General features: G+C 72.7%; 14 protein-coding genes. 9 read left to right on the top strand and 5 right to left on the bottom strand.

The features are described from left to right. Window positions 1-2: 2 nt before the first annotated feature. Together K8556_RS01695 and K8556_RS01690 are read right to left on the bottom strand one after the other, a co-directional pair. Window positions 3-602 (bottom strand): GbsR/MarR family transcriptional regulator, encoded by a 600-nt coding sequence (locus tag K8556_RS01695; protein ID WP_223738275.1) that lies wholly within the window; start codon window positions 600-602, stop codon window positions 3-5. Further along, window positions 599-1,597 (bottom strand): polyprenyl synthetase family protein, encoded by a 999-nt coding sequence (locus K8556_RS01690; RefSeq protein ID WP_223738274.1) that lies wholly within the window; start codon window positions 1,595-1,597, stop codon window positions 599-601. Before K8556_RS01690 ends, K8556_RS01695 begins: the two co-directional genes overlap by 4 nt. A 166-nt stretch (window positions 1,598-1,763) precedes the next feature. Between K8556_RS01690 and K8556_RS01685 the strand changes: the two genes are divergently transcribed. Then, window positions 1,764-3,296, top strand: a complete 1,533-nt coding sequence (locus K8556_RS01685; RefSeq protein ID WP_223738273.1) for an MFS transporter — start codon at window positions 1,764-1,766, stop codon at window positions 3,294-3,296. Here the strand turns inward: K8556_RS01685 and K8556_RS01680 are convergent. The 3 genes from K8556_RS01680 to K8556_RS01670 all read right to left on the bottom strand — a co-directional run bounded on the left by K8556_RS01680 (window position 3,244) and on the right by K8556_RS01670 (window position 7,621). Next, complete coding sequence (locus tag K8556_RS01680) at window positions 3,244-4,776, bottom strand: methyl-accepting chemotaxis protein (protein ID WP_223738272.1); 1,533 nt, start codon at window positions 4,774-4,776, stop codon at window positions 3,244-3,246. The genes K8556_RS01685 and K8556_RS01680 overlap by 53 nt on opposite strands. 187 nt (window positions 4,777-4,963) lie before the next feature. Beyond that, window positions 4,964-6,148 (bottom strand): alpha/beta fold hydrolase, encoded by a 1,185-nt coding sequence (locus tag K8556_RS01675; protein WP_223738271.1) that lies wholly within the window; start codon window positions 6,146-6,148, stop codon window positions 4,964-4,966. A gap of 201 nt (window positions 6,149-6,349) precedes the next feature. Further along, window positions 6,350-7,621 (bottom strand): ATP-binding protein, encoded by a 1,272-nt coding sequence (locus K8556_RS01670; RefSeq protein WP_223738270.1) that lies wholly within the window; start codon window positions 7,619-7,621, stop codon window positions 6,350-6,352. A gap of 215 nt (window positions 7,622-7,836) precedes the next feature. On the opposite strand from K8556_RS01670, the gene K8556_RS01665 reads away from it, so the two are divergent. The 8 genes from K8556_RS01665 (at window position 7,837) to K8556_RS01630 (ending at window position 17,187) form a co-directional block, all read left to right on the top strand. Further along, on the top strand, window positions 7,837-8,940 hold the full coding sequence (locus K8556_RS01665; RefSeq protein ID WP_223738269.1) for an ornithine cyclodeaminase family protein: 1,104 nt from the start codon (window positions 7,837-7,839) through the stop codon (window positions 8,938-8,940). 87 nt (window positions 8,941-9,027) lie between these two features. Continuing rightward, window positions 9,028-9,894 (top strand): N-acetylmuramoyl-L-alanine amidase, encoded by an 867-nt coding sequence (locus K8556_RS01660; protein WP_223738268.1) that lies wholly within the window; start codon window positions 9,028-9,030, stop codon window positions 9,892-9,894. Window positions 9,895-9,967: 73 nt separating this feature from the next. Then, window positions 9,968-10,285: a hypothetical protein gene (locus K8556_RS01655; protein ID WP_223738267.1), complete on the top strand. Its 318-nt coding sequence runs from the start codon at window positions 9,968-9,970 to the stop codon at window positions 10,283-10,285. A 106-nt stretch (window positions 10,286-10,391) separates the two neighbouring features. Further along, window positions 10,392-11,621 carry a TolC family protein gene (locus K8556_RS01650; RefSeq protein ID WP_223738266.1) on the top strand — a complete coding sequence of 410 codons (1,230 nt, stop codon included), beginning with the start codon at window positions 10,392-10,394 and terminating at the stop codon, window positions 11,619-11,621. Beyond that, complete coding sequence (locus K8556_RS01645) at window positions 11,618-12,808, top strand: efflux RND transporter periplasmic adaptor subunit (RefSeq protein ID WP_223738265.1); 1,191 nt, start codon at window positions 11,618-11,620, stop codon at window positions 12,806-12,808. The genes K8556_RS01650 and K8556_RS01645 overlap by 4 nt, the downstream gene beginning before the upstream one ends. Then, window positions 12,798-15,926 carry an efflux RND transporter permease subunit gene (locus K8556_RS01640; protein ID WP_223738264.1) on the top strand — a complete coding sequence of 1,043 codons (3,129 nt, stop codon included), beginning with the start codon at window positions 12,798-12,800 and terminating at the stop codon, window positions 15,924-15,926. Before K8556_RS01645 ends, K8556_RS01640 begins: the two co-directional genes overlap by 11 nt. After that, window positions 15,923-16,468 carry an RNA polymerase sigma factor gene (locus K8556_RS01635; RefSeq protein ID WP_223738263.1) on the top strand — a complete coding sequence of 182 codons (546 nt, stop codon included), beginning with the start codon at window positions 15,923-15,925 and terminating at the stop codon, window positions 16,466-16,468. The genes K8556_RS01640 and K8556_RS01635 overlap by 4 nt, the downstream gene beginning before the upstream one ends. A gap of 65 nt (window positions 16,469-16,533) precedes the next feature. Further along, window positions 16,534-17,187 (top strand): isoprenylcysteine carboxylmethyltransferase family protein, encoded by a 654-nt coding sequence (locus K8556_RS01630; protein WP_223738262.1) that lies wholly within the window; start codon window positions 16,534-16,536, stop codon window positions 17,185-17,187. Window positions 17,188-17,243 lie beyond the last annotated feature (56 nt).

Raw genomic sequence — 17,243 nt, 5'->3', positions numbered from 1 at the left:
GGCTACCGCTCGGCCTTGCCGCGCGACAGGGCGCCGTCGCGGAACGCGCCCAGCACCCCGCCCACGTCCAGGCGGGACGTCTTGATGAACAACCGCAGCGCGCGCTCCACGTGGTCGGCCAGCACGGCCATGCGCTCCAGCCGCCGCAGCTTCTCCGCCTGCACGCCGCCAGCGCCCTCCGCCAGCCGGCGCGCCTCGGCCAGGTCCGCGCGGATGCGGGTGACGAAGGCCGCCTCGCGCTCCTCCACCACGTGCGTCACCATCCGCACCAGGTCCGTCTCCGCCGCGTAGCGCCACACCGTGTCCTGCGGCACGCGCACCCGCTGGACGACGCCCCAGTGCTCCAGGTCGCGCAGCAGCATGGACACGCCGCCCTTGGACAGATCCAGCTCGCGCTCGATCTCACCGGCGGTCAGGGGTTCGCCGCGCAGGTAGAGCAGGCCCCAGACCCGGCCCTGGTTGCGCTTGAAGCCCCAGAACTCGATGACGTTGCCCACCGCCTCCACCGCGATGGCTTCCCATGGCGCCAGCCGTCCGTTCTCCGGCGGCGCGACGGTCTTCTGGCTCCCGGGATCCCCCCCAGTCCACAGGTAGCCCTTCATGCAGCGCGTCCCTTCACCTGCTGCGCGATGCCCTCCGAAAGCCGGTGCGCCCAGCTCATCAGCTCCGCGCCCGCGGCGTCGTTGGCGAAGGGCCCCAGCTTGTCGAGCGCCGCGCCAATCTCCTGGTTCATCATCTCCATGGACGCCTCCACCGCGCCGGTGGCCTCGATGGCGGCGCCAATCTCCCGGGTGCGCTCCGGGGTGATGACGGAGAACGCCCACGCGTCCTTGAGCTTGCGGCGCAGGGACTCGTCCCGGGACACCGCCAGCAGGATGGGCAGCGACGGCGTGCGCGAGTGCACGTCCGCGTACCGGGGCTTGCCCACGTCCGTGCCCAGGATGTCGCGGATGTCGTCGGCGATCTGGAACGCCACGCCCAGGTGCCGGCCGAAGGCGTCGAAGCGCGCCTGCGCCTCCGGCTGGTCCGCCAGCGTCGCCGCGGCCTTGCCGCACCAGCCGAACAGCGAGCCCGTCTTGCCCTCGGCGATGTAGCGCAGCCGCGTGAGCGGCAGGTTCATGTCGCCACGCGCCTCCACCTCCGCGATGGCCGCGCGGGTCATCTCCGTGACGATGGCCAGGCCGCTCTGCACCAGGCGCGCGTCCAGCAGGGACAGCCGCGACAGCGCCGTGGACAGGATGAGGTCGCCGCTCATCACCGCGACGATGTTCCCCCAGCGCGCGTTCACCGTCGGGCGGCCCCGGCGGAACATGCCCGCGTCCACCACGTCGTCATGCAGCAGGCTGGCCGAGTGGATCATCTCCGCCGCCACGCCCACGTCCACCAGCCGGGCGGCCGGCACCCCCACCACGCCACCGAACAGGCGGACGAGCATGGGACGGGCCCGCTTGCCCCCGGCCCCCAGGCACAGGTGCCGCGCCGCGTCCATCAGCGTGTCGCCCTTCACGTCCGGCCCGACGTCACCATCCGCGAGCAATTCGGTCAGACGCTGCTCCACCTGCCCCAGAAACTCCGTCAGCTCGTGAGCGACATCCATGTGCGCGGTCTCCTTCCGGGTCGTTCATATAGTTCAAGACCGCGTGAACTGCACCTGAATCCCTCCTGCCCTCCAAGCGGGCGGACAGTGGGCTGAAAGCGACGAATAAGGCCGGTTGGTGTCCGGCCGGGCCCGGCGGTCTCCTTGGAGGTCCGATTGAGGGGGAATGCGAGCCCGTGGGAAACGAATCCCAGTGTCCGCCGCCTTCCGTCGCCGCCTCGTCCAGAGCTTCGCTTCCCTCGCCACCGGCGTCCCCCTCTTCCGCCCTGGCGCCTCGCTGCCCGGCTCGTCCGCGCCCCTGCTGGGGGCCCCTCCGCCCCCGGACGGCCGCCCGGGCCCGCCCCTGCACCGGCGCCTGAGGGCGTCGCTGAAGGTGTCCATCGTGGAGGGGATGTTCGCGGAGGTGTTCACCGCGTGTGCCGGCCCCACGGTGCTCACCGCGTGGGCCATCGCGCTGAAGCTGGGGCCCTTCCTGGTGGGCGTGATGACGGCGCTGCCGTTCTTCGCGCAGTTCGTGCAGTTCCCCGCCGCGTGGCTCACCCTCTGCTTCGGCCACCGGCGGGTGGCGCTGACGGCGGTGTGCCTGTCCCGCCTGGCCCTGCTGCCCCTGGCGCTCCTGCCGTGGCTGGGGCTGTCCCTGGAGGGGCGCCAGCACCTGCTGCTGGCCGTGGCCGGGGCGTCCGCGGTGCTGGCGGTGGTGGGCAACAACGCGTGGGTGGCGTGGATGGGGGAGCTCGTGCCGGGCGCCGTGCGGGGCCGCTTCTTCGGCAAGCGCACCGCGCTCACCACGCTGATGGGCACCGCCGCGTCGCTCACCGCGGGCCTGCTGATGGACCGGCTCAAGGGGCTGGACGGGGTGGGCCTGGCGCTGCCCATGCTGGCGCTCGCCGCCTGCGTCATGGGCGTCGTCACCACGCTGATGATGGCCGCGCAGCATGATCCTGCGCCCCCGGGCACCGCTCCGAAGCTGGAGCTCAAGGCGGCGCTGCTGCCCTGGAAGGACGACGGGGCCCGGCGGGTGCTCCTGTACCAGGTGGCGTGGAACGCGGCGGTGGGCGTGTCCGCGCCCTTCTTCGCGCTGCACAGCCTGCAGAACCTCAAGATGACCTTCGTCATCATGGCCCTGCACGCGGCGGCGGTGGCGGGCGTGCGCGTGCTGACGGCGCCCCTGTGGGGGCGCGCCATCGACCGGCTGGGCGCGCAGCCGGTGCTGATGCTCTGCTCGCTGGGCATCAGCGCCATCCCCATGCTGTGGCTCTTGCCCTCCGCGGGGACGCTCTGGCCGCTCCTGTTCGACGTGCTCCTGGCGGGCGCGCTGTGGAGCGGCCACGGCCTGGCCATCTTCGCGCTGCCCCTCACGGTGGCGCCGCGCCACGGCCGGCCCTTCTACCTGGCGGCGTTCGCCACCGCGGGCGGGCTGGCCTACGCGGCGGCGGCGGCCCTGGGCGGGGCGCTGGCGGCGCGCGTGCCCCAGCAGTTCATGCTGGGCGGCCACCTCTGGGTGAACCTGCACGTGCTCTTCGTCGTGTCGTCGGTGGCCCGGCTGGGGGCCGCCTTCCTCGCGGCCCGGGTGAACGAACCGGGCGCCGCCACCACGCGCACCGTGGCCCAGGTGGTGGAGCGGTTCCTGCCCCGCCCCCGCCCGGCTACAGCCGGTAGTCGCGCACCATCGCCGCCACGCGCTCCGACAGGAGCTTGAGCGACACGGCGGACTCGCTGGTGGCGGAGATGCGCTTCACCGTGTCGCCCATCACCGTGTTGAGTTCGTTCACGGCGGTGAAGATCTGCTCGATGCCGGTGGCCTGCTGGTTCACCGTCTGCGAAATCTGACGGGCGGACACCACGCTGTCCCGGACGATGGAGGACAACTGGCGCAGCGTGTCCCCGGACGTGCGCACCTGCGCGAGGCCCGCCTCCATGCGCTGCGTGCCCGCGGCGGTGATCTCCACCGTGGCGAAGATGGCGGTGCTGATGTCCGCCAGGATGCCGCGCACCTGGTTCGTCGCGCGGATGGACTGGTCCGCCAGGCCGCGGATCTCCCGGGCCACCACCGCGAAGCCCTTGCCGTGCTCCCCGGAGCGCGCCGCCTCGATGGCCGCGTTCACCGCCAGCAGGTGGGACTGGTCCGCCAGGTCCTTCACCGTCTCCGTGATGCCGGAGATCTGCTCGGTGCGCTCGCCCAGGGCCATGATGCGCTCGGCGATCTGCTCCACCTGCGCGCGCAGGGCCACCATGCCCTCGATGCTCTCCGTGATGGCGATCTCGCCCGTCTTGCCCAGCACCTCCGCGCGCTCCGCCACGTCGATGACCGTCTCCGCCGCGCGCGACGCCACCACCGACGTCTGGCGGATCTCCTGCGCCGTCACCTGCGTCTCCTGCAGCGCGGCGGCGTGGCGGGACACCATCTCGTTCTGCCGGCCCGCGGAGTCGTTCAGGTGGTCCACCGAGCCGCGCAGCAGGTCCGACGACGCCTGGAGCTGCTGCAGCAGGTCCTTCACCTTGGACACCATCATGGAGAAGGCCTTCGCCAACTGGCCCACCTCGTCCGTGCCCCCCACGCGCACCGTCTCGCGCAGGTCGCCGTGCTCCGCGATGCGCTGGGCCGCCTCCGTCAACTGCACCAGCGGCGCCGCCACCCGGCGCGCCAGCAGGATGCCCACCACCACGAAGAGCGAGAGCGCCAGGACGATCACCACGCTCACCCCGGTGGTGATGGCCCGCACCTGCGCGCGCGCCGACGTGCGGTTGAAGCCCACGTGCACGGTGCCCGCCCCGTTCGCGAAGCGCGCGCTCACGTCCAGCAGCTCCGCGTCCCGCACGTAGAACGTCGCCTCACCCTGCGCGCGGCCCAGCCGGTCGCGCAGCTCCCGCATCGCGGCGGCGTACTCGCCCGCCACGGCGCGCATCTGCCCGGCCCCGTCGAAGACGGCCACGTAGGCCACCTGGTGGTGGCGCACCGCCTGCTCCAGCACCGCCTGGAGCGCCTCCGTCTGCCCCCCGGGCATCGCCGCGGGCAGCGTGGCCGCCAGCGCCGCGGGCAGCGCGCCTCCCACGTCCCGGCCCTGCGCCTCGAAGGCGGAGCTGACGCGCGGGATGAGGTACCCGAAGAAGAGGACCGTGAAGAACAGCGCCACCAACAGCGGCGCCAGCGTGAGCTTCTGGGAGAGGGAGAGTCGCATCCGGGAGCGGCGCCAAATCCAGAGGAAGTCTGGGAAACGAAGCCCCCCTGGACCATCCAGCGAGGTGCCGCATTGTGGACAATCCAGAGGAGCCGGCGCAATGGCCGCGCGCATGCCGGCCCGTGAAAGTCAGACACCGCGCCCTGGGTAGCGACGAACCCGGGGCGCGGGGGTCAACCCGGCCGCGTCAGCCGGCCTTGAGGTTGGAGGGCGCGCTCTCGTCCCACTTCCCCATCAGGGTGTTGGACGGGAGGGTCTCATCCAGCAGCTTGTGGGCGGCCTCGGCGCCGGTGACGGGCAGGCCCTTCCTGTCAATCAGGCCCAGTTGCACGAGCACGGAGGCCTGATCCCAGTAGATGTGCTCGTGGTAGAGCTTGTCGCCGCGGAAGTTCACCACCGCGACGAAGGCCGCCTCCACGTACTTCCCGGTGGGCGGGATGCCCGGGAGCATCCAGTCCATCTCGACGTCGTGGGTGAAGCTGAAGATGAACTCGTCCACCACGCGGTCCGCGCCCACCGTGCGCGACAGCAGGGTCATCTTCGTGTCCTTGGGGTTGGCGTGCACGAAGTGGTTTTCGTAGAAGCGGTGCAGGTACTCCGCGCCCACGCCCCCCGTCATCACCGGCACGCTGTTGACGTACGGGTGCGACACCATGGTCTTCATGGTCGCGGCCGCGTCCCGGGCGGCGAACTCCAGCTCCGTGTGCTTGTCCCACAGCGCGGCCAGGTCGTAGCGCGGCCCCATCACGCGCTTGAGCAGCGCGAGCGTGCGCGTGTGCGCCGTCATCATGGAGGGCCGGTGCCAGGCCGGCGACCCCTCGCGGAAGAAGCCGTGGCGCACGCCCTGATACACGTACAGCTCCACGTCGACGCTCACGTGCTGCTTCACCCGCGCCACCGCGGCCGGGGGCACGAAGCCGTCCCACTCCGCGTAGTGGAGCACCATGGGGACCGCGTTCTCACCCGCCTGCGCGAGCACGTCCTCCATGCCCGGCGCGCAGTAGGCCACCGCGCAGTCCACGTGCGCGTGCGCCGCCAACTGCGCGGCCAGCGTCCCGCCCAGCCCGTAGCCCAGCGCGCCGACCTGCTTCTTCCCCCGGAGCCCCACCACCTCCGGAAGCGAGCGCGCCCAGGCCACCACCGGCTTGAGGTCCACCTCCTCCGGCTCCCCGCGCGAGGCGAGGTCCGGCACCACCACCACGTAGCCCTCTTCACTGAAGCGCTCGGCCATCAGCTTCAGGTGGGCGTTGCCCTCGAACGCCTCCACCATCAGCAGCAGCAGGGCCGGACCCGTTCCAGAGGCGGGGCGTCGCACCCACGCACGCATCGGGTCGCTTCCATCCACGGGAATCCACGTCGAGTTGTCGTTCATCTGTCGCGCACCCTCCCCAAAGCGGACACACTTCGCGCCCGGACGGACCGGCTCCCGGACGTCTGGCATTGTAGCAAACCCTCCACATCCTTGCCTCATCTTGTGAGAGGTTTTGATGTGGATGGATTGTTGTATGCCTTTGCCATGGAGTAATCAGCCGGGACTGCAATCTCTTGTCCGTGACGCGGACGGCCTTGTGTTTCAGGCCGTCATCGGCTCGGCGAAGCCCGCGCAGGCGGAGTGCGCGCGCGGCTCAACCAAAGCCTGACGCGGAAGACACATCGAGAAGATCGTACCGGCGTCCGGGGTGGATTCCACCCGGAGGGTGCCGCCGTGGGCCTCCACGATGCTTCGCGCGATGTAGAGCCCCAGGCCCAGGCTCTCGCGCTGGCCCGGGCCGTCGCCGCGGCGGAAGGGCTGGAAGAGCGTGGGCAGCACGTGCGCGGGGATGGGGGCCCCGGCGTTCTGGACCTCCAGGTGGACGGTGTCCGCGCCCTGCTCATAGGTGCGCAGGCGCACGGGCGTGTCCGGCGGGCTGTACTTGAGCGCGTTGTCCAGCAGGTTGGCCACCACCTGCGCCAGCCGGTCCAGGTCCCAGACGCCCGGGAGGCTGTCGCGGGCGAAGTCGCACAGGATGGAGCGCTCCGGCCTGGCCGCGCGCAGCTCGTCCGCGAGCTTGCGGCACAGCTCGTTGAGGTCTCCCGCGCCGGGCACCACCGGGATGCCGCCGCCCACGCGCGCGCGGGTGAAGTCCAGCAACTGGTCCACGATGCGCTGGATGCGCTCGCCGCCCCGGGCCACGCGCTCGAAGGCCTTGCGCTGGGCCTCCGGCAGCAGCTCGCGCGACAACTGGCCGTGGGCCGTGGCGAGGATGGCCGAGAGCGGCGTGCGGATGTCGTGCCCCACGATCCCCACCAACTGCTGCTCGAGCTCCGTCGCGCGCTGCAGCTCCTCCTCCACGCGACGGCGCTCCGCCAGCTCCAGCGCCTGCTGCCGCAGCTTCTCTCCGCGCAGGTACAGCTCCACGAACACCGACACCTTGGCGCGCAGGATGTCCGGGTCCACGGGCTTGAGGAGGTAGTCCACCGCGCCGTATTCGTAGCCCCGGGTGACGTAGGCCGCTTCCCGGCTGAGCGCGGTGATGAAGAGGATGGGCAGGTGCCTCGTGCGCTCGCGGGTGCGCACCAGGCGCGCCGTCTCCAGGCCATCCAGCCCCGGCATCTGCACGTCCATCAGCACGCACGCGTACTCGTCCAGCAGCAGCGCCTTCAGCGCCTCGTCGCCGGAGCGCACCGACACCACCTGCTGGCCAAGCGGCTCCAGGATGGCCTCCAGGGCGAGCAGGTTCGACGGTGTATCGTCCACCAGGAGGACGCGCGCGCGGGGAGCATCAGGCGCCTCATCGGCGCGGGGGTGGGCGGACACATCGGAGACGGCGGTGAGCACGGGCGTCCTGGGAACGGAGGGCTTCAAGGAGGCGTTCACTCGGGCGTTGAGGGTGGTGCGGCTCGGGGTGCGGGCACGAGGCCGGGGCCACGCGGAGCCGCCGGATGTCGAGCGCCCGGTTCCAACACGGCCCCTTCGCCGCCTTCTTCCCTGCACCTGTATTCAAAAGCCACAGCAAGACAGGAATTCGTAATCAAAACTGACCCGTTGCAATTCCTGTCAGGGGCGTAGACTCCGCGCGCATGACGCCCCCGCTTCCCCGCACCCTGTTGCTCGGCCCCACAGACCTGCGCGCGCTCGTGGAAGGCGTGGGGCTGGACGTCCTGATGGATGAGCTCATCCAGGCGCTCACCGTGGCGCTGCGGGAGCTGGACGAGTCCGTCCTCCAGGTGCCCAAGCGGGAGGGCTTCCAGGTGGCGGGCGACCCGCGGCCCTCCGGGACGATGGGCTGGATGCCCGCCCTGCGGCGCGGGGACAGCCTGACCGTGCGGGTGGCCGCCTCCCTCCCCGGCAACCGGGGGGACTCGGGGCTGCCTACCCTGGTGGCGTCCCACAGCGTCTATGACGCGCGGACGGGCCACCTGGTCGCCGTGATGGACGGCGTGTTCGCCACGGCGCTGCGCACGGGCGCGGCGTCGGCGGTGGCCAGCCGCTACCTGGCGTCCCCGGACAGCCGGGTGCTGGGGCTGGTGGGCTGCGGCGCGCAGGCCGTGTCCCAGTTGCACGCGCTCAGCCGCGTGTTCCGGCTGGAGCAGGTGCTGGTGCACGACGTGGATCCGGACGCGGCGCGCTCCTTCGTGCGGCGCGTGGCGTTCCTGGGGCTGGACGTGCGGCCCACGCTGCTGCCGGACCTGGAGCTGCGCTCGGACATCCTCTGCACCGCGACCACCGTCGCGCCGGGCGCCGGGGCCGTCATCTCCGGCCACGCGCTCCGGCCGCACGCGCACGTCAACGCGGTGGGCTCGGACCAGCCGGGCAAGGCGGAGCTGCCGCTGGCGCTCCTGCGGCGCAGCCTCGTCGTTCCGGACTTCCCCGCCCAGGCGCGCCTGGAGGGCGAGTGCCAGCAGCTCCACCCGGACCAGATTGGCCCGGACCTGGCCACCGTGGTGCAGCAGCCGGAGGAGTTCGAGGGCTGGCGCGAGCGCAACACGGTGTTCGACTCCACCGGCCACGCGCTGGAGGACCACGTGGTGACGCGCCTGCTGCTGGATCACGCGCGGCGCATGGGCCTGGGCACCCCGGTGTCACTGGAGGCGCTGGGCGGGGATCCGCTGGATCCGTACTCCCAGGTGCGCACGGACGCGGCCGGACGCGCCGAGCCTCCGCGCCGCGCCACCGGCAGTTGATGGAACACGTCCGTCACACAACTTCCCGCCCACGCCGCCGATAATCGCGAAAGCAACAGCTCTCCACTATTCCTGGAATCTTTCACCATGACTGTCCGCGCCACGTCCCCCCGCGCCACCGCCACCGCGCCCGCGAGCACCGCCGCCACCGCGCCCCGCACCGCCGCTCCCACGCGCGCGGCGGCCGCGTCCACGGCCCTCACGGCGCCGCCGGCCGGCCTGGGCAAGGGGGACTCCGGGGCGAAGGTGAAGCAGCTCCAGCAGGGGCTGGTGAAGCTGGGCTACATGACGCAGGCGCAGATGAACACGGGCGCCGGCTCCTTCGGGCCGCAGACCGAGGCGGCGGTGAAGAAGTTCCAGACGGCCCACAAGATCTCCGCCACCGGCTACTACGGGCCGCAGACGGCGGCGGCGCTGACGAAGGCGCTCAAGACGACGACGCCTCCGCCCACGGAGCCGGGGAAGTTCACCAAGCCGGCGGTCATCAGCGCGCCCTCGCCCAACAGCGACTCGCGCAACGGCGCGGACATCGACACCATCGTGCTGCACCACACCGGCACCAACAACGGCTCCGGGGACCTGTCGTGGATGCGCAACAAGGACAGCAAGGTGTCCGCGCACTACATGCTGGACCGCGACGGGAAGATCTACCAGCTCGTCGGTGACGACAAGCGCGCCTGGCACGCGGGCAAGGGGGAGCTGCACGGCGTCCCCACGGACGTGAACGCGCGCTCCATCGGCATCGAGATCGTCAACGACGGCAGCGGCAAGACGGCCTTCACGGAGGCGCAGTACAAGTCGCTGACGAAGCTCGTGGGCTACCTGAAGCAGGAGTACGACGTGCCCATGAAGAACATCCTGGGGCACAAGGACGTGGCCGTGCCCAAGGGCCGCAAGGACGACCCGGCGGCCAACTTCGACTGGTCCCGGCTGCGCAAGGGCATTGGCGGCTGAGCAGCGCTCCCCGCGCCGCCCGCCCTGCCGTCGCGTGTGCACTTCCGCCAGGGCGTGCTAGAAGACCGCTCCAGTGCTCCGACTCTGGCTCTTCCTCTGCCTGCTGCTGCTCGCTCCCATCGGGGGCGGGCTCGCGCACGCCTTCGGGCCGGCGCAACAGGCGGAGACGTGCCTCACGGGCTGCGCGGATGACGACGCGCAGGGCCAGTGCGCCCCCACCTGCGTGGACTGCGCCTGCTGCTCGCACGTCAGGCCCCTGGCCGTCGCCGTACCGCTGCCGGGCCTCGTGGACTCCCTGTTCCGGGAGCCCCCCATCACCCCCGAAGCCCTGGAGCCGTCCTCCGCCGACGCGGACGACATCCTCCATCCCCCCATAGTCCCTCTGGCTTAAGGCTCGCGTCCGCCGTCGTTCGCTCGCGCCCCGCCACCGGTGTGCCCGGCCTCCTGCCCGGGTGCATGGGTGCGCGCGGCCCGCCTTCCGCAAGAGGTCCTCTTCCGTGCCCATCCGTTCCGCGACGGCCGCCCTCGGGCTGGCCGCCGTCATCCTCTGGCCGCGCCCTGGTGGCGCGGATCCCTCCCGAATCTCCCTCCAGGACGCCCTCGCCCTGGCGCGCGAGCACGCCCCGGCGCTGGTCCAGGCCCGGGCCCGCGTGCGCGCCGCCCAGGGGCCCCTGGCGAGCGCCGCGCCGCTCTTGCGCGAGAACCCCCAGCTCGACGTCCAGGTGGGCTCGCGCAGGCTCCCCACGGGAGACCATGGCCTGGACCTCGCGGTGGGCCTGGCGCAGCCCTTCGAGCTGGGCGGCAAGCAGGGCCTGCGGCGCGAGGTGGCGCGCGCGGGCCTGTCCCTGGAGGGAGCCCGCCTGCGCGACGCGGAGCGGCTCCTGTTGGGGGACGTGGCCGCCGCCTACCTCCGCCTGCTGCAAGCCCGGGAGCGGCGGAAGCTGGTGGAGGCCGCGGCGGAAGCGGCGGAGCGCACCGTCCAGGCCACGGAGCGGCGCTACGCGGCCGGTGACGTCCCGGCCGTGGACGTGAACGTGGCGAAGGTGGCCCACGCCCGCGCCCGCGCGGAGGTCCAGGTCGCCACCGGCGAGGTCCAGGCGCTGCGCGAGGAGTTGGAGGCGCGCGTGGGCCAGCGCGCGAGCCCCCAGGCCACCTACGACGATGACCTGTGGTCGCTCGCGCGGGCGCCGGTCCGCGACGTGCCGGACGGCGCGGGAGCGCGCGCGGACCTGGTGGCGCTGGAGCAGGAGCAGGTCCAGGCGGAGGCCGCCGCGACGCTGGGCCGGCGCCAGGTGCTGCCGGACGTGACGGTGGGCGCGCGCTACCAGAAGGAGGCGGACGAGACGGTGTTCCTGGGGACGCTCAGCGTGCCCCTGCCCCTCTTCGCCCGCGGCCAGGAGGCGCGCCTCGTGGGCGAGGCGGAGGCGAGCCGCGCCGGACAGGAGCTCGCCGCCGCGCGCACCGTCGTGCCCGCCCAGGTCCAGGCCGCGCGCCACCGCTACCGCGCGAGCCTGGCCGCCCTCGGGGACCTGGAGCAGGTGCTGCCGCTCCTGGATGACAACGAGGCGCTGGCGCAGCGGTCCTATGACGCCGGGGAGATGGACCTCGCGGCCTTCCTCCTCGTCCGGCGCGACACATTGGAGACGCGGGCCGCGTGGCTGGAAGGCCTGCTGCGATTGGCCCTGGCCCGGGTGCAGTTGGAAGTCGAGACGGGAGTCCTGCCATGAAGCCCACCCTGCTGCTGCTGTCCGTCCTCGTGGGCCTCACCGCCTGCAAGTCCTCCAGGTCCGAACACGACGACGCGCACGAACACGGCCACGACGAGGCGGCCCCGGAGAAGCTCCACGTCGAGTCCGGGGACGTCATCCACGTGCACGTCCCCCAGGAGATGCTCCGGGACCTGCGCGTCACCACCGAGAAGGTGGAGGCCCGCCCGGGCGGAGAGAGCGTCACCGCGCTGGGCGAGCTGACCTTCAGCGAGGACGCCTACGCGGAGGTGGCCTCGCCGGTCTCCGCGCGCGTGGCCTCCGTCGCCGTGACGACGGGCCAGGCCGTGAAGCAGGGCCAGCGGCTGGCGGAGCTCCAGAGTCCGGAGCTGGGCCGTGCCCGCGCGGACCTCCAGGCCGCCCAGGCCCGCGCCGCCGCCGCCCGTCAGGCCGCGGACCGCAAGCGCACGCTGGCCGAGGAGCGCATCGTCGCGCGCAAGGACGCGCAGGCCGCTGAAGCGGACGCCGCCGCCGCCGAGGCGGAGGTCGCCGCCGCGAAGGCCGCGCTCACGGCGCTGGGCGCGGGCGGCCCCGGAGGGGATGGCACGTCCGGCTTCGTGCTCAAGGCGCCCATCGACGGCACCGTCGTGGAGCGCACCGCGCGGCTGGGGCAGATGGCGGATCCCTCCCAGCCGCTCTTCCGCGTCGGAGACCTGTCGTCGCTGTGGCTCATCGTGCACGCGTTCGAGCGGGACGCGGTGCGCCTGAAGCCCGGCGCGGACGCGCGCGTCACCCTGGCCGCGTTCCCGGGCCAGGAGTTCGCCGCGAAGGTGGGGCACGTGGGACAGCAGGTGGATCCGCGCAGCCGCACCATCCCCGTGCGCCTGGAGCTGGACAACGGCAAGGGGCTGCTCAGGCCGGGCATGTCCGCGTCGGCGTCCCTCCCGCTGGGGGATCCGGGCGCCACGCTCACGGCCGTGCCGGCGCCAGCGCTCCAGCGGCTGGCGAACGGCTGGGTGGTCTTCCTTCCCACGCCGGAGGCCGGCGTCTTCGAGCAGCGCGAGGTGGGCCGGGGCCGCAGCCTGGGCACGCAGGTGGAGGTGCTCAAGGGGCTCTCCGTGGGCGACGAGGTGGTGGTGGAGGGCGCGTTCCTCCTCAAGGCCGAAGTGGAGAAGTCCCAGGGCGGAGGCGATGAACATGGCCACTGATCCCCGCGAGACGTTGCCGGGGCGCATCCTCCGCGCGTCCTTCGCCCGGCCCGGGCTGACGGTGCTCATCGTCCTGGCGATGGCGGCCTTTGGCGCGGTGGCGCTGCGCAACCTGCGCCAGGACGTGTTCCCGGACCTGTCCGCGCCCATCTTCAACGTCATCGTGCAGAACCCGGCCATGGGCGCCGAGGAGCTGGAGACGGCGGTGGCCATCCCCATGGAGGTGGCGCTGGCGGGCCTGCCCGAGGTGCGCCGCATCCGCTCCACGTCCCAACTGGGCGTCACGCAGGTGACGGTGGAGTTCGAACCGGACGCGGACTACTTCCGCAGCCGCCAGTACGTGGCGGAGCGCGTGGCGCAGGTGGAGGGCGAGCTGCCCCTGGGCACCGACGCGCCGCTCGTGTCCAGCCTCACCGGCCGGCTCAACGAAGTCTTCGAGTTCACGCTGGAGGCGGAGCCCGGCACCGCGGACCTGATGGCGCTGCGCGACCTGGCGGACTTCGACATCAAGAACCGCCTGCTGGCGGTGCCCGGCGTGTCGGGCGTGGAGCGGCTGGGCGGCTACCTGCGCCAGTTCCAGGTGCTGTTGGATCCGGATCAACTGGTCGCGCGCGGCATCACCCTGGACGAGGTGCAGCACGGCCTGGAGGGCGCCAGCGTCAACGCGGCCGGAGGCTTCGTCACGCAGGGCCCCATGGAGTGGGCCGTGCGCGCGGTGGGCCGGGCGGAGACGGTGGAGGACCTGAACAACACCGTGGTCGCGCTGCGGGACGGGACGCCGGTGCTGCTGGGGGACGTGGCGGACGTGCGCGAGGCCCCCGCGGTGCGCCGGGGCATGGCGCACCGGCTGGACGGCGAGGTGGTGAGCTGCCGCGTGAGCAAGCAGTTCGGCGCGGACACCGTGCGCGTGGCCGAAGGCGTTCGCGCGGCCATCGAAGAGCTGCGCCGCTCGCTGCCGCCGGGCGTGCACCTGCGCGTCGTCTACGATCAGTCGGAGCTGGTGGGCTCCGCGCTGGGAGGCGTGGGGCGGGCCATCCTGCTGGGCGCGTTCCTGGTGGTGGGCGTGCTCTTCCTGCTGCTGGGGGACTGGCGCGCGGCGCTCATCGTCACGCTCACCCTGCCCCTGTCGCTGGCGCTGGCGGGGCTGCTGCTCAAGGCGGCGGGCATCGGGTTGAACACGATGACGCTGGGCGGGCTGGCCATCGCGGTGGGCCTGCTGGTGGACGCGGCCATCATCGTCGTGGAGAACGTCATCCACGACCTGCGCGAGGGCAAGGGCCGCCGCCCGGTGCGCGAAGAGGCGCTGGCGGCGGCGCTGGAGGTGGGCCGCCCCATCGCCTTCGCCACGCTCATCGTCGTCGCGGTGTTCATCCCGCTCTTCGCGATGACGGGCATCGAGGGCCGCATGTACCAGCCGCTCGCTGCGGCGGTGGTGGCGTGCCTGGCCGCGTCGCTCGCGCTGGCGCTCACGCTGGTGCCGGTGGTGTCGGGGCTGTTCCTACGCGCGCCGCGCGAGGACTCGCAGGAGGACGTGTGGCTCATCCGCAAGGTGAAGGCCGCGTACGCGCCGCTCCTGGACCGGTGCATGCGCCACGCGGGCCTGGTGCGCGTGGTGGCGCTGGCCATCACCGTGCCCGCGCTGGGCCTGGCCTTCCTGGTGGGCAGCGACTTCATGCCCAGGCTGGACGAGGGCGCCTTCCTCCTCCAGACGGTGCTGCCCCCGGAGGCGTCCCTGGACGAGGTGGACCGCCTCAACCACCGCGTGGAGGACGTGCTGCGCGGGTTCCCGGAGGTGGAGGACGTGGTGCGCCGCACCGGCCGCGCCGAGCGCACCGAGGACCCGATGCCCCACACCCTGTCCGACGTGCTGGTGGTCCTCAAGAAGGACTCGACGGGCGGCCGCGAGGCGCTGGAGTCGCGGATGCGCGAGGCGGTGGAGAAGGTGCCCGGCGTGTCGGTGCTCTTCACCACGCCGCTGGGGATGCGCATCGACGAGGGGCTGGGCGGCAGCCCCGCGGACCTCTCCGTGCGCGTCTTCGGGCCGGACCTGGACACCCTGGCGCAGCTCGCGGAGAAGGCACGCGCGCTGATGGCGAAGGTGGAGGGCGTGGAGGACCTGCGGGTGGAGCGGCTGAGCGGCCTGCCCCAGTTGCGCGTCGCGGTGAACCGCGCGGCGGTGGCGCGCGTGGGGCTCACGCCCGGGGACGTCATCCGGGCCGTGCGCGTGGGGCTGGTGGGTGAGGAGGCCGCGCAGATCTGGCGGGGCCAGCGCCGCTACGACCTGGTGCTCCGGCTGGCGGACCACCGCCGGGGGGACGTGAACGCCATCCGCAACCTGCTGGTGGACGGGCACGACGGCACGCGCATCCCGCTGAGCCAGTTGGCCACCATCGAGGAGACCTCCGGCGCGGGGAGCGTGCGCCGCGAGGCGGGCAGCCGGCGCATCGCGGTGGAGGCGGGCGTGTCCGGCCGCGACCTGGGCAGCACGGCGGCGGAGGTGCGGGAGCTGCTGGCCGCGCAGTTGAAGCTGCCCACGGGCTACTTCGTGGACGTGGGCGGCAAGGTGGAGAGCCAGGAGCGCGCGGCGCAGGCGCTGACCGTGGCCATCACCCTGGCGCTGCTGGCGGTGTTCGTCCTGCTGTACCTCGCGCTGGACTCCGTGGCGGAGGCGCTGGTCATCCTGGCCACGCTGCCGGACGCGTTCGTGGGCGGCATCCTCGCGCTGCTCCTCGCGGGCGAGACCTGGAACGTCTCCAGCCTGGTGGGCCTCATCGGCCTGTTCGGCATCGCGGTGCAGAACGGCCTGGTGCTCGTGGCGCAGACGAAGGACCTGATGCACCGGGGCAGGCCCTTCGCGGAGGCCGTGCGCGAGGCGAGCCTCGGCCGCGTGCGGCCCAAGCTGATGACCGCGGGCACGGCCATCCTCGGGCTCCTGCCGCTGCTGGTGCTGCCGCTGCACGGGACGGAGATTGAGCGTCCCCTGGCGGTGGTGATGGTGGGCGGGCTCGTCACGTCCACCCTCTTCACGCTGCTGGCCCTGCCCACGTTCTACGCGCTGGTGCACGGGTTCCAGGAGCGCCTCGCGGCGCGCAGGGCTGCTAGAAGGCCCGCGGCATGAGCCTGTCGCCCGAAGCCATGGACGCGCTCTTGCGCCATCACCACGCGTTCCTCGCGTTCCTCACGCCGCGCGTGGGGAGCCAGGAGGCGGCGCGCGAGGTGCTTCAGGCCGCGTTCGTGAAGGGCATGGAACAGGGGGGCGCGCTGCGCGAGGAGCAGAGCGCGGTGGCCTGGTTCTACCGGCTGCTGCGCAACGCCCTGGTGGACCGCCACCGCCGGGGCCAGCGGGAGGTCTCCACGCTGGAGTCGCTGGCCCACGAGCAGCCCCTGTCCACCGAGGACGCGAGCGGCCTGGAGGCGACGGTGTGCGGGTGCGTGGCGGGGCTCGCGGGGACGCTCAAGCCCGAGTACGCGCAAGCCGTGCGCCGGGTGGACCTGGAGGGGCTCACCGTGGCCGCGTACGCGAAGGAGGCGGGCCTCTCCGCCAACAACGCCGCGGTGCGCCTGCACCGCGCCCGGAAGGCCCTGGGCGCGCGGCTGGTGGAGCTGTGCGGCCACTGCTGCGCGCAGGGCTGCGTGGACTGCGACTGCGCGCCCGCGTGAAGAATCCGCTGTAAGAGCGCGCGGGGCCGGGCGTCAGCGGGGGTGAACGCAGTGGGAGGTCACCCATGGACGTCGCCACCTTCACCCGGCCGGCCCTGCCCGCCGCCACCCTCGCCTTCCTCCTCTTCGCCATGGTGTTGCCGTCGGTGCGCCTGCGCCGCCGCACGGGCCGCCCGGCGCTGGTGCTGCACCGCTCCGGCCCGCCGCTCCAGCGCGTCATCGGCGCGGGCATGGCGCTGTTCATGGGGGCCATCGTGCTCTGGAGCGCGGCGCACCTGGCCTTCGGGGAGCAGGCGCTGGGCGTGTGGCGCGTGCCGGACGCGCTCCGGTGGAGCGGCTGGGCCCTGGTGGCCGTGGGGTTCGCCTTCACCGTGCGGGCCCAGGTGGAGATGGGCGCGTCGTGGCGCATCGGCATCGACTCGGAGCGGACGGAGCTGGTGACGCGGGGCCTCTTCGGCGTCGTGCGAAACCCCATCTTCAGCGGGATGCTCGTCGTGGTGACGGGCATGGCGCTCGCGGCCCCGAGCGCGTGGACCGTGATGGGCTGGCTCGACTACGTGCTGCTGGTGTCGCTCCAGGTGCGGCTGGAGGAGGACCACCTGCTCGGCCTGCACGGCGCCGCCTATCAGCGCTACGCGGCGCGCGTGGGGCGCTTCCTCCCCGGCGTGGGGCGGCTGGAGGCCCCCGGCCTGGACGCCGCGCCGCGCATCACAGTGTGACGTGCGCGGTCACACCTGGCACGAAGCGCCCATGCGAGCGTGTTGCTTCCGACGCT

The sequence above is a fragment of the Corallococcus sp. AS-1-12 genome (genome assembly GCF_020036995.1).
In the GTDB taxonomy this organism is placed as follows: Bacteria; Myxococcota; Myxococcia; order Myxococcales; family Myxococcaceae; genus Corallococcus.
The sequence above is the reverse complement of the archived record's forward strand: the minus strand, read 5'-3'. Positions and strand labels throughout refer to the sequence as shown.